This is a genomic window from Gracilibacillus salitolerans (assembly GCF_009650095.1).
Taxonomy (GTDB): domain Bacteria; phylum Bacillota; class Bacilli; order Bacillales; family Amphibacillaceae; genus Gracilibacillus; species Gracilibacillus salitolerans.
Window position 1 is genome coordinate 4,819,249 of sequence record NZ_CP045915.1, and the last position, 12,930, is coordinate 4,832,178.

10 protein-coding genes are annotated in these 12,930 nt (G+C 38.5%); 2 read left to right on the plus strand and 8 right to left on the minus strand.

Translation table 11 applies throughout. The features are described from left to right. Positions 1–48 precede the first annotated feature (48 nt). Entirely contained in the window at positions 49–1,089 is a 1,041-nt protein-coding gene (locus GI584_RS22525) for an ABC transporter substrate-binding protein (protein WP_153792698.1), read from the plus strand. A 166-nt stretch (positions 1,090–1,255) separates the two neighbouring features. Here GI584_RS22525 and GI584_RS22530 read toward each other — a convergent pair whose 3' ends face one another. From GI584_RS22530 to GI584_RS22555, 6 genes are all read right to left on the minus strand, one after another. Next, positions 1,256–1,480, minus strand: a complete 225-nt coding sequence (locus GI584_RS22530) for a hypothetical protein (RefSeq protein WP_153792699.1) — start codon at positions 1,478–1,480, stop codon at positions 1,256–1,258. A 29-nt stretch (positions 1,481–1,509) separates the two neighbouring features. Beyond that, complete coding sequence (locus tag GI584_RS22535; protein WP_153792700.1) at positions 1,510–2,430, minus strand: helix-turn-helix transcriptional regulator; 921 nt, start codon at positions 2,428–2,430, stop codon at positions 1,510–1,512. 17 nt (positions 2,431–2,447) lie between these two features. Continuing rightward, the gene (locus GI584_RS22540; protein ID WP_228552309.1) at positions 2,448–4,724 is read right to left on the minus strand and encodes an ATP-binding cassette domain-containing protein; all 2,277 of its coding nucleotides are present in this window, start codon (positions 4,722–4,724) and stop codon (positions 2,448–2,450) included. Between the two features lie 301 nt (positions 4,725–5,025). After that, the gene (locus GI584_RS22545) at positions 5,026–6,897 is read right to left on the minus strand and encodes a PTS fructose transporter subunit IIABC (protein WP_153792701.1); all 1,872 of its coding nucleotides are present in this window, start codon (positions 6,895–6,897) and stop codon (positions 5,026–5,028) included. A gap of 47 nt (positions 6,898–6,944) precedes the next feature. Next, on the minus strand, positions 6,945–7,862 hold the full coding sequence (pfkB, locus tag GI584_RS22550) for a 1-phosphofructokinase (protein ID WP_153792702.1): 918 nt from the start codon (positions 7,860–7,862) through the stop codon (positions 6,945–6,947). Further along, positions 7,859–8,614, minus strand: a complete 756-nt coding sequence (locus GI584_RS22555; RefSeq protein WP_153792703.1) for a DeoR/GlpR family DNA-binding transcription regulator — start codon at positions 8,612–8,614, stop codon at positions 7,859–7,861. Before GI584_RS22555 ends, pfkB begins: the two co-directional genes overlap by 4 nt. A gap of 167 nt (positions 8,615–8,781) precedes the next feature. On the opposite strand from GI584_RS22555, the gene GI584_RS22560 reads away from it, so the two are divergent. Continuing rightward, positions 8,782–10,134 (plus strand): hypothetical protein, encoded by a 1,353-nt coding sequence (locus GI584_RS22560; protein WP_153792704.1) that lies wholly within the window; start codon positions 8,782–8,784, stop codon positions 10,132–10,134. Between the two features lie 81 nt (positions 10,135–10,215). On the opposite strand, the gene GI584_RS22565 is transcribed toward GI584_RS22560, so the two are convergent. Next, positions 10,216–11,589 carry an ABC transporter substrate-binding protein gene (locus tag GI584_RS22565; RefSeq protein ID WP_153792705.1) on the minus strand — a complete coding sequence of 458 codons (1,374 nt, stop codon included), beginning with the start codon at positions 11,587–11,589 and terminating at the stop codon, positions 10,216–10,218. Positions 11,590–11,683: 94 nt separating this feature from the next. Beyond that, entirely contained in the window at positions 11,684–12,844 is a 1,161-nt protein-coding gene (locus GI584_RS22570; RefSeq protein ID WP_100358633.1) for a mandelate racemase/muconate lactonizing enzyme family protein, read from the minus strand. Positions 12,845–12,930: the final 86 nt, after the last annotated feature.

Here is a 12,930-nt window from a genome sequence, read left to right on the forward strand (position 1 = left end):
AAACATTTGAGTTGTTTCATAAATTAATTTTTTAAAAGGGGAGTTAACATGAAGAAAAAATTATTAGCACTTTTAGTTGTCTTTGTCTCTATTTTATTTGTCTTATCAGCTTGCGGTAGTGAATCTGAAGAAGCATCTGAAAATAATAATGCTGAAAACGAGGATGCAAAAGAATCTGGTACGGAAGAGACAGCTACAACCGATGAAGATGCTGGTGACAAGCCTTACGTAGCAATTGTTTCTAAAGGGTTCCAACATCAGTTTTGGCAAGCAGTACAAAGGGGTGCTGAACAAGCAGCAGAAGAATTTGATGTAGAGATTACTTTTGAAGGCCCGGAAAATGAATCACAAGTAGATAAACAAATGGAAATGTTACAAGCAGCTCTAGATAAAAATCCTGATGCAATCGGTTTTGCTGCATTAGATTCGCAAGCAGCATCACCACTACTAGAGAAAGCTGATGAATCTGATATTCCTGTTATTGCGTTTGATTCTGGTGTTGATAGCGATATTCCACTTACAACTGCATCGACAGATAACTATGCTGCCGCTGCGTTAGCTGCAGAAAAAATGGCGGAATTAATTGGTGAACAAGGGAAAGTTGCATTAGTCGTACATGACCAGGTATCTGTTACTGGTGTACAGCGTCGCGATGGTTTTGTGGAAACAATAGAAGAAAATTATCCTGATATTGAAATTGTAGATACTCAATATGGTGGTGGTGATCATTTAGAGTCTACTAACCTAGCAAAAACAATGATACAAGCACATCCTGATATTGCCGGAATTTATGGATCTAATGAAGGGTCAGCAATAGGTGTCGTGAATGCTGTCAGAGAGTTAAGTAAAGAAGGCGAAGTAACGGTGGTTGGTTTTGACTCTGGTAAACAACAAATCGATGCAATAAATGAAGGCATAATGGCTGGTGCGATCACGCAAAATCCAGAGGGAATCGGATATGAAACTGTCAAAGCTGCAGTAGACGCATTAAATGGTGAAGAAGTACCTGAAAATATTGATACGGGATTCTATTGGTATGATGCTGACAATATGGAAGATGAAGAGATTCAAGCTGCGGTTTATGAATAAATTATTTTAACAATAAAAGGCTACCTTAAGGTGGCCTTCTATTTATTATTCCAGCATCCTATTTCTCAATCAAAAACAGCTATAATCAATGATAGGTTAGCCAACATTACCCAGGCAAGCTGGCCACTACATTTCACATTGAAATATGCCTTTATTTGAAAATAATTCAAAAGCAGTGCAAAGCCGGCATCATAAGTTTTTCATCCTCCAATTCTCTGTCTGGTGTAAGGAATACAAAGTATTGAAGAGTACCTTTTCTGATTACTAAATTTCGATTTAAAACAGCCAGTCCACTCAGGAAATTTTTGATAAGTTTTTTTGGATTCCTCGACAACTTTGCGCCTTTGAATGACTTTTCAAGATTCCGAACATCAATTATATTTATTGTCATGTCCATAGTCCTCCTGTTTTCTTTTTTATTTACTCGTTGTACAATTGCCTTATTTCTTCAATATGTTCGATAAATGTTGTCATTAACTCCTTAGGATAGATAATTCGAACTTGATTCCCGTAACTCAAAATTTGAGATATAGCTTGATCCATGGAGTAAAACTCCTTTGCGATACTCAACTTACCATCCTGATTATTTATGATTTCCTCTTCCCGGAAATCATCCAATACTTTCGCTCTCATACAGCTGTTAAATTGGAGGTATGCAGTAAAAGTTGTTGTTTCACTTTCCACAGATTGTCCCCTGTTTGCATCTATATCCTCTATGACAAAGGGGCGCCTAATAAAAGAACACCCAGTAAGATATATATCTACGATACGTGTGAGTTTGAATACACGTAACTCGTTTCGTAATAAGCAGTAAGCCCAAGTATACCAGAAACCATCTTTTAAATAGATTCCCATCGGTTCAATGGATCGATCAGTTTCCGTTCCTCTATGATCTACATAGCAAATTCTTAGAACATCGCCGTTTTGAATAGCATTATAGATCGTTTTAACATGCTCCATTTGTATAGTTGTAGATGACATATCTAATTGGATACTCTTCTCTTTCATTGCGCTTGGCTCAATTAGCTGATTGATTTTTAAAACTAATTGGTGAATTTCCTCAAATCCTGTTGCTTGTTGAACACTATTAAGTGCCCACTGTATCGAAAGTAAATCATCTAGGGTGAGATACTTCTTATCTAGCCTAAACCTGGGCATCAATTCGTACCCACCCTCTTTTCCTGCGATTGATAGAATCGGAATTCCTGCACGACTAAGGGTTTCCATGTCCCTATAAATGGTTCGTTCAGCCACCTCAAAGTAATTTGACAAATCCACTGCTTTCATTCTTTTCTTATGAATTAACAGCACAATGATTCCCAGTAAACGATCAATCTTCATAGCCCGTACCTCCCTTCCTACATGTCTTTTTTTAGATATTGAGCGGTTAGGGAGTTACTCTTTGCTACCAAATCATGTGGCGTGCCTTCAAACATAATTTCACCCCCTTTTTTTCCACCGCTTGGCCCCAAATCGATCAGCCAGTCTGCTTGCTTCATCACATCCATATTGTGTTCAATCACAATGACTGTACTTCCATTATCCACAAGGCGGTTTAAGATCGATACCAACTGGCCAATATCAGACATGTGCAGTCCTGTCGTCGGCTCATCCAGTACATAAATGTTTCCGGATTTATACAATTCGCTGGCTAGTTTTATTCTTTGGCATTCGCCACCAGATAACGTACTTAAAGGTTGTCCCAATGTCATATAAGCCAATCCAACGTCAGATAATGCTTGAAGCGTTGGAACTACTTCTGTTCTCTGGAAGAATTGAAGCGCTTCGTTGACGGTCATGTCTAAGATATCTTTGATATGTTTTTCCCCTAGTTTATACTGTAGAACTTCATCCTTAAATCGTTTTCCCTGGCAAGTTTCGCATCGTGTTTGAACACCCTCCATGAATGCCAAATCCGTATAGATAACCCCGTTTCCACCACATTCTGGACAGGCTCCTTTTGAATTAAAGCTAAATAAAGATTTACTAACATGATTTGCTTTTGCAAAGTACGTTCGAATGGAATCCATAATTCCGGTATAGGTAGCTGGATTGGATCGTCTAGAAGTACTCACCGCCTTTTGGTCAATCACAACAATATCTTCAAAACGCGGAACTAGCTCACCATGTATCAAACTGCTTTTGCCAGAACCAGCCACCCCAGTTACAACGGTCAATGTATGCTTCGGAAACCTTACTCCAAATCCTTTTAAATTATGAGAAGTGGCTTTATCGATTACCAGATAACCTCGTGGATGACGTACATGTTCCTTCAATGAAGGCTTTACCTTCATATACTGACCAGTCAATGTTCCTGAATGCATCAGTCCAATAAGATCACCTTCATAAACGATCTCTCCACCTTGTGTCCCGGCTTCGGGGCCAACATCAATAATGTGATCTGCCACCTCGATTACATCCCGATCATGTTCCACAACAATGACTGTGTTTCCCTTATCACGAATTCTGTTAAGCATTTGATTCAAATTCTCGACATCACGGGGATGCAACCCAATGCTTGGTTCGTCGAAAATGTAGATCATATCGGTTAAACTGCTGCTTAAATGGCGAACCATTTTAATTCGTTGAGATTCACCCCCTGAAAGCGTCGTGGTCTCTCTATTTAACGTTAAATAGTCTAGGCCCATACCATTCATATGTGAGATACTCGCCAACATTTTATCGACAATCGGTTTTGTGACGGGATCCATGAGACTTTTTAAAAAAAGAGATAAATCACTCAACTCCATTGCAGAAAGCTCTGCGATATTGTACGAATGTATTTTACAACTTAACACTTTCTGATTCAGCCTTGTTCCGCCACAATTAGAACAAGCACCTGACACCGTAAAATCTTCGACATGTTTCCTTGTTTTTTTGGAATGCTCGCTTAAATCCCGCTTCAGATAAAGTCTGTTAAATTTAACTATCACTCCCTCATAGTCTTGACGAGTTTCCCAAACTGAAGGCAAATCGATTTTTATGTTTTCTCCATATAGTAACTGATGCCACTCATGTTTCGTGTAGTCTTCCAATTTCTTGTCGTTATCAAAAAGATCGGATAATACAAATGTTTTCCAGTAGTAGCTGCCTACACGGAATAACGGAAATTGTATCGCCCCTTCATTTAGTGACTTTGATTGATCAATCATTTTATCTATATTTGGTTTGATTTGTTTCCCTAGTCCCTCACATTCAGGGCACATTCCCTGTGGATCATTAAAGGAAAATACATGAGAATAACCTATGAACGGCTCTCCGATTCTGGAAAACAGAAGTCTGAGCATAGCGTAGATATCAGTAATCGTTCCCAGCGTTGAGCGAGCATTCCCTCCCAATCGCTTTTGGTCAATAACCATAGCCGGAGAAAGATTTTCAATTGAATCGGCATCTGGTCGACTATACTTTGGCAACCGATTTTGTATGAAAGTCGTAAACGTTTGATTTAGTTGACGCCCGGCTTCTTTACTAATCGTGTCGAACACAATTGATGATTTACCAGATCCAGAAACCCCAGTAAATACCGTTATTTTTTTCTTTGGTATAAGGAGCGAAACGTTTTTCAAGTTATTTTCTTTCAAACCAGTAAGTTTAATATATTGATTTTCATCCATGATGGACTCCCCCGCTTTCATAATGACACTTCTTAAAGCCTATTATAAGCAATTACCCTGACAACTGTATGTCAGGGTAATTAAAAATATATAATTTTTTATCTCAACTATACTGAGTAGTCTTAACTACAAATTTGCAGGGATGATACTTTTACCTAAGAAAAGCGCAGAGCGCCCGTCTAGAAATGTAGCGACTTCAGAGTAAACTGAGATAAAGGAATCACCGAGAAAAGCGAGAAGACACCCGCACAAAGTTTATACTTTCTTCTCTTATCAAAAAAGCTATTCCGCTCTCAAGCGAAATAGCTTTTGACATCCTTTATTATTTTTTATCCAATGGTTTCTTCCAAAACCCAATCATTAATGCCGAAATAATAGCACCAATAAGAATCGCGACAATATACATCAAGCCGCTTCCTTCAACTGTTGGAATAACAAATATTCCACCATGTGGTGCTGGTAAACCAACACCGAATAGTAATGATAATCCTCCCGCTATTGAAGAACCAATAATAATAGAAGGAATTACCCGTCCGGGATCAGCTGCTGCGAATGGAATTGCACCTTCTGTGATAAAGAATGAGCCCAAGGCATAGTTTGTCTTACCTGCATCACGCTCTTCCCTCGTAAACTTGTTACGGAAGAATGTTGTGGCTAACGCCAATGCTAATGGCGGCACCATACCACCTGCCATTACTGCTGCATGTGGTCCCAAGTTTCCTGCTTCGATCATTGCAATACCAAACGTAAAAGCTGTTTTGTTGATGGGGCCTCCCATATCGACAGCCATCATACCGCCTAAAATAAGACCTAACAATAACGCATTGGTACCTGTTAAACCGCCTAACCATGACTCCAGACCAGTCATAAGCGTAGCGATTGGCTCGACAATAACATACATGACAAGTCCAGTAACAAATATATTAATAACTGGGTAAAATAGAATCGTTTTAATTCCATCAAATGACTTCGGTAAATTTGCTAAGAGCTTTTTAACACCTAAGGCTACATAACCACCTAAGAAACCGGCGATCAAACCACCAAGGAAACCTGCATCACCTGTATAGGCCATAAACCCACCAATCATAGCAGGAGCAAAACCTGGTCTGTCTGCAATACTCATTCCAATAAAACCTGCTAATACAGCTACCATTAACCCAAAGGCATGATCACCACCAATACTCATTAAGGCGGCGGCAAATTCATTATATTCCGCGCTTTCCGGATCTGCAGAATTTATACCAAAGAAAAAGGATAATGCAATTAATACCCCGCCACCAACAACAAATGGCAGCATATTAGAAACACCATTCATTAAGTGTTTATAGAACCCTGTACGTCCACCACTTGAACTGGACCCTTCACCACTGCCATCACTCTCATAAACTGGTGTATTACCACTAAGCGCTGTATTAATTAATTCATCAGGCTTGCGAATACCGTCTGTTACCCCTCGGCGCAACACTTGCTTACCAGCAAATCGATCTAACTCTACCTTTGTATCAGCCGCAACAATAATGGCTTTGGCATTTTTTATTTCTTCATCCGTCAGACGGTTTTTTACCCCATCTGAACCATTTGTTTCTACTTTAATGGAAACACCTAATTCTTTCGCCTTGTCCTTCAATGCATCTGCTGCCATATACGTGTGGGCAATACCTGTTGGACATCCTGTTACAGCTAATAATTCTGGTCCTGACTGTTGATTATTTGCTTCTGATTTTTCTTTTCCTAACTTTTCCTGTTCTTTCGCATCAATAATATTCAAAATATCTGTTGTGGAATTCGCTTCCATTAATTGGTTTCGAAAATCTTCATCCATTAGCAATGTAGATAATCTTGATAGTGTTTGTAAATGGTCATTGTTCGCACCTTCACTTGCAGCAATCATGAAAAATAAATGTGCTGGTTGACCATCTAATGAATCATAATCTACACCTTGTTTTGATCTGGCAAAAGCAATTGCAGGAGTGGACACAGCACTTGTTTTCGCATGCGGAATGGCTACACTTTCTCCTACACCTGTACTGCTTTGATTCTCACGATCCCAGATCGCTTTAGCAAATTGCTTTTTATCATGAACATAATCGCCTTCTGCTAATTTATTTGCCATCTCATCTATGATTTCTTCTTTTGATTGAGCGCGCGCTTCTAAAATAATTATGTCACGCTTCAAGAGTTCTGTTATTTTCATAGCCCCTCTTCCTTTCTATTTATAGGCCTCATTCAAATCTGAGGCATTTATATGTGTGTTACGTTTACTTGTGGAAGTAAAGCCTCTACTTCTTCTTTCGTACACAGTGTTTTAGAAAATGCGGTAGCACTTCCTGCCGCAACAGCATATTTAGCGGCTTCCTCTGCATTTTCTGATGTCTGCCAACTGTAAATAAATCCAGCCACTGCAGAATCTCCTGCACCGACTGAGTGCACTGCTGTACCTTTTGGTGCACTTAGTTTCATCACACCACCTACACCAACATAAATAGCCCCTGCCTTTGCCATTGATACTAGAACATGATCAATCTGCTGCTCTTGATGCAGTTGTTTGGCTAATCGAATTACGTCTTGATCATCCTTCACTTCTGTATCAAACAGCTCTGCTAATTCATGATGATTCGGCTTAATAAACGAAGGACTCGCATTAATAGCTTCTGCTAAAGGTGCTCCACTAGTGTCTAAGATCGCAATAACATCTTGTTGTTTCAGCATGGCGACCATTTCCTGATAAACATTGATGGACAAGGAACTTGGCAAACTTCCTGCCAGGATAACGATGTCACCTTTTTTTAACTGTTCAAGTTTTAAAAGAAATGCCTGATATTCATCTTCTTCTATAGTTGGAGAAACTCCATTTACTTCTGATTCTTCTGAAGCTGCTTTTAGTTTTACATTTATTCTCGTGTCTTGTTTTAAGGAAACAAAATCATGTTCAATCTCGATCTCTGTCAAATAATCTGTAATGAATTTTCCGGTGAAACCACCGACAAAACCTAGTGCTGTTGATTGAACGCCAAAGCGATCCAATACACGGGAGACATTGATCCCTTTTCCACCAGCTTCCTTATAGTCTGACTGACTTCGGTTCACTTCTCCGGGATGGAAGGCTTCAAGACTGACTACATAATCAATTGCTGGATTTAATGTCACGGTGTAAATCATAACGGTACCACCTCCAAAGTTGTTTGCTTGCTAATATTTTCTTGTTGTTCGTCTGATAAACCGTTGGTCGTAATGATATGAACACTTGCTAAATCAGCTACATTAGCGAAAGATACTTCCCCGAACTTTGAGGGATCTGCTAATACATATCTTACTTGTGATTGTGCCAGTGCCGTTTGTTTTACACTTGCCTCTTCTGGATCCGGGGTAGTTAATCCTTGTTCCAGATGGACCCCATTGATACCTAGAAAGCATTTATCGAAACGATATTCTTTGATTGCATCGACTGCTTTGGTACCGACGAGTGCAGCAGTATCTTTTTTAGCCTTCCCGGAAATACAATAAGTTTCGATCCCATATTCAATAAGTAACTGCACATGAGGAATTCCATTGGTAACAACCATGACCGATTTATCTTTTAAAAAAGGTATTAACTCCATGGTTGATGAACCAGCATCCAGGTAAATCGAATCACCCTCTTCAATAAAAGAAGCAGCTTTTTGTGCAATCACACTTTTTTCCTGTTGATTTATCGTCGACTTTTCGAGAAGTGACGGTTCTTCTCGTTTCTTTTTTAATAGTGATGCACCACCATGAACTCGTTTAATATATTGATGCTTTTCTAGCTCTGTTAAATCTCTGCGAATGGTTGATTCAGAAGCGTTGGTGACTTCACACATTTCTTTTACTTTTACGACATCTTTTTCTCTTAATAACGATAAAATGATTTCTTGTCGCTCAATCGTCAGCATAGATCGCATTCTCCTAATTCACATGTTAATCGCTTACATCCATTTTACAATCACAAACAGTCAATGTCAATCATATTTAATCATAAACAATCAATAACAGTCATACCAGAAATTGCATGATATGTTATGATAAGTACGTACAGTTCATATGAAAGAAGGTTCACTTCATGAAGAATCTTTACATCTTTTTTGCTTTTATTTTTCTTTTACATATCATCTCGGTATTTTATCCAACCCCATTCCTATCATACGTATTAGGAGCTCTTTCCATCGCTATGCTTGCTATCAGTTTTGGAAGAGCCTCACGATTATTTCAAATATTAGGTTTCGGATTTTCTGTTGTGGGGATAACGTTATTTTTTTCCACTGATTTATCGGTGTGGGAAGTTGTTCCTTTACTTGGAGGAAATTTATCTTTATTAACATTATTAGCCGTATTACCCTGGATGAATAGCGCGGTTGCAGCAGGAAGATTTGATAGATTAATGCAACATTTGTTAAGAGGAAATGTCCAGAATTTAGGCCAGTTATATCAACGAAGCACAACAGCCATGATGTCATTGACCGCTTTTTTAAATGTATCTTCTGCAACCATTGCGCAAGATGTACTAGTAGATAATTTAAAGCCCATCCAAAAGAAAATTGCCAATAAATTTATTATGATGGCAACATTGAGAGGGTATTCCTTGGCATTACCTTGGAGTCCTTTAGAAGTGTTACTTGCGATGGGGATTTTTATTACAGGGGTCAATTATGCGAAGTTATTACCTTGGATGATTTTTATTACCGTTCTCATGTATGGGCTGGATAGTTTGTGGGGGCGGTTATATTTTAAAAAATATCCTTATCCAGATTTTAAACAGTCAAAGTCTCCCAATAAAAACAATCAAAATCGTTCAAAAATCATTCAATTATCGATTGCATTATGCTCTTTTCTTTTATTAGTTATTGTTATAGGAAATATATTTGACCTTGAATTCATTTTGACTGTCACTCTATTAGTATTTCCTTTTGCCTGTTTATGGGCACTTGCAATTGGCAGATGGAAAAGCTTTTGGGCAATCGGCTGGAATCGTTGGAAGAACAGCATGAATAACATGGACAATTTTATTGTTTTATTTGTAACCTTAGCCCTTTTTACCAATACATTAAATGAATCCCCTGCTCTTTTCATGTTGCAGGATCCGATTTTATATGTTTCTGATTATCCGATTTTAATTTTAATCATCATTCAATTACTTTTTGTTGTATTGAGTATGTTCGGTGTTCACCCTGTGGCGACAATGGGGATTCTGAGTGGGATTAGCACGATGCTAATGGATATTTTAAGCCCATTAAGTCTTGCTGTCAGTTTAATTATCGGTGGTGTCTCCACTGTACCAATTGGGACATACGGACTTGTCGTTACTATTACATCGATGAGCCTGAAGCAAAGTCCATATTACATTACGTATTACAATCTGATCTACTCCTTTGTATTCGGATCTATCGGTATCATACTCGCATATCTGTTAATATAGGGACATGGGAAACACCCCATGTCCCTATGCTTTTAACTTAACTCGATGCTACTTCAATACAGCCTCAACCTGGTTTTCTGGCTATTCTCCTACTGTACTTGCAGCTTGATCAAGGGCTTCCTGTGCTGTTTGTGATTGCTGACGTAAGACACTGTTTAACGTATTGGTTGTTAATTCTTGCTGCATATCAGGGTTTCTTTCGGTAATGTTTATCGAGTCTATTTCATCTCTTACTTCTAATAACGGATCAAAGATTTCCTCCCCAAAATAACGGAAAAATTTATTATCTTTCATAATTTCTTCACTTTCCCATACCGTCCACATTGGTGGATCGAACCCTAACTGTTCCCAAATTGCAATATTCGCTTCTTCTGTTAGTTTTGCAAATGCTAAGAAATCTTGTGCTAATTCCGCATGCTCCGTTTGATTTGTAACAACTGTACCTGTTCCGCCTGCACCTGCTGAACGATTTCCATCTTCAGACCATCTTGGCATTGGTCGGATCTCCATTTTACCTTCTAGGTCCGGCATATAGTCAGTAAATCGTCCCATATACCACATTGGCATAATAATTGATGCTTGACCACCATCATTCATGAATCCATAAAATTCTTCTGCATGATATTCACCGCCTGGCGTGACATCTGCAATTTCTTGTTCGTAAATCATGTCTTGCATTATTTGTAGTGTATTTACATTTGTTTCATTGTTAATAATCGTGTTTCCATCTTCATCAAAATAGTCGGAACCTTGTTGACGAAGCAAAGGCCAAAATGACCAAATATCAGTTGTTTCAAAGGTAACCATTTTTGCATCAGTATTTTCAACTACTTTTTGACCGGCTTCCATATAATCGTCCCATGTTACAATCGAATCAATATCTACCCCTGCTTGATCCATAATTTCCTTATTGTAATAAGCAACAGTGGCACCTACATGGAATGGCATACCATAATAATTTCCATCTTTCGAATAAATATCGAATCGTGATTCAATAAATTGATCTAATACAGGCTCCACATACTCATTCATCGGTAATAGTTGAGGTTCACCTTGCATAAAGTTTGGGAAGCGATTAAGCTCTATATCTACAATATCAGGTGCACCTGTTCCAGACTGTAATGCCAATAATAAGTTATTATGCATATTATCATATGGATACGCTTCAGCATTTAATCTAATTGCCCGATCAGGATTCTCCTCATTCCAACGATCTACAGCATTCACAAAAAATTCTAAATGCAACTCTTGAAATGTCCAAAATGACAATTCTGTAGCACCTTCGATATCAGCACCTGCCACTTCAGACGCTTCTGCACCGTCTTCTGTCTCCGTATCACCTCCTGTATCATTTCCATCACTAGACGTGTTTTCACTTCCTTCATCACTACTACAAGCAACAGCTAAAACTAACACTAGACCAAACACCATTATTAACAGCCACTTCTTTACCATTACATTTCACCCCTTTTTATGATTGCGCTTACATTTTATATAGAAAAGCAAAACATTCCATAAAAGAAATGTTCTGCATTACTACCCCCATTCATTACATGAAATTTTTAACCGGCTCTCTTTTTTCCCACCCATCTCTGAATAAAGGCAAAAAGTTCTCCCTTTGATACGGGTGCTTTTCAATTTCGTCTAGATTTAAGTCTGTCCCCCAGCCTGGACGGTCACTTAATGTAATATAGCCATCTTTGACTTCTAACGTATTTGTAAGTACATTCTTCGTCCAAGGTTCATTAAAATCATCAAAAATTTCATGAATAAAGAAATTAGGTGTTGCCGTATTTAAATGTGCACAAACGATAGAGCATAAAGGACCTTGTGCACTGTGTGGAGCAATCACCCCGTTGAAAGCGTTTACCATTCCAGCCACTTGTTTAGCTGCCGTCAGCCCCATAAACTGTGGTTCTAGTTGAATGATATGAACCTGATTATGTGCTAATAACTCAGCAAACTGTTCTTTGCAATAATAATCTTCGCCACAAGCAATAGGGACTGGACTTCGTTTAGCAACTTCAATCATCGAAGATACACTTTGTGGTGGAACCGGTGCTTCAAACCAGGTTGGTTCATAAGGAGCCATTTCTTCTGCAAAGCGTAATGCCGTATGGACACTAAAACGATTGTGTCCCTCAATTAAAACATCTACATCCTTTCCAACCGCATCTCTTACCGCTGCTATTAATTCAATAGCTAATGAGAAATCCTGACGATCTACAGCTTTCCAGGCAGAACCAAACGGATCAAATTTAAGTGCTGTATAGCCTTTCTCCACAACTTTCTTAGCCATTTGATAAAAGTTTTCCGGTGTTCTTTCACCACTTGTATACCAACCATTCGCATAAACACGCAGTTGATCATGACACTTTCCGCCTAATAATTTATATACAGGCTGACCTAACACTTTCCCCATAATATCCCAACAAGCAAATTCAATACCTGATAAGGCAGCACCTTGAATCTGACCACCATCTGAAAACACATCTCGAAACATGCTTAGTGAGTGTTTTTCGACATCAAATGGATCCTTTCCAATCACATATGGTTTTAATTCATGTACAGCAGCTTCTACTGTTTTACCAAATGCATTTAAGGTTGCTTCACCAATCCCATGTATGCCTTCATCCGTTTCAACCTGCACAAACACCCAATTTTTCCATCCATTACCCGCGATATACGTTTTTACATCTGTAATTTGCATGAAAGCTTCACTCCTTCATAATTCATATGATGAATTTTAATATTTATTGAAATCATATGATAAATATTATAAAATGTAAATAGAAA

Bases quoted from the DNA above. Each gene is read 5' to 3' on its own strand.
- GI584_RS22535 (WP_153792700.1), bottom strand. From the start codon at position 2,430: ATGAAGATTGATCGTTTACTGGGAATCATTGTGCTGTTAATTCATAAG.
- GI584_RS22540 (WP_228552309.1), bottom strand. From the start codon at position 4,724: ATGAAAGCGGGGGAGTCCATCATGGATGAAAATCAATATATTAAACTT.
- pfkB (WP_153792702.1), bottom strand. From the start codon at position 7,862: ATGATTTACACCGTGACATTAAATCCAGCAATTGATTATGTAGTCAGT.
- GI584_RS22565 (WP_153792705.1), bottom strand. From the start codon at position 11,589: ATGGTAAAGAAGTGGCTGTTAATAATGGTGTTTGGTCTAGTGTTAGTT.
- GI584_RS22570 (WP_100358633.1), bottom strand. From the start codon at position 12,844: ATGCAAATTACAGATGTAAAAACGTATATCGCGGGTAATGGATGGAAA.
- GI584_RS22525 (WP_153792698.1), top strand. From the start codon at position 49: ATGAAGAAAAAATTATTAGCACTTTTAGTTGTCTTTGTCTCTATTTTA.
- GI584_RS22560 (WP_153792704.1), top strand. From the start codon at position 8,782: ATGAAGAATCTTTACATCTTTTTTGCTTTTATTTTTCTTTTACATATC.
- GI584_RS22555 (WP_153792703.1), bottom strand. From the start codon at position 8,614: ATGCTGACGATTGAGCGACAAGAAATCATTTTATCGTTATTAAGAGAA.
- GI584_RS22545 (WP_153792701.1), bottom strand. From the start codon at position 6,897: ATGAAAATAACAGAACTCTTGAAGCGTGACATAATTATTTTAGAAGCG.
- GI584_RS22530 (WP_153792699.1), bottom strand. From the start codon at position 1,480: ATGACAATAAATATAATTGATGTTCGGAATCTTGAAAAGTCATTCAAA.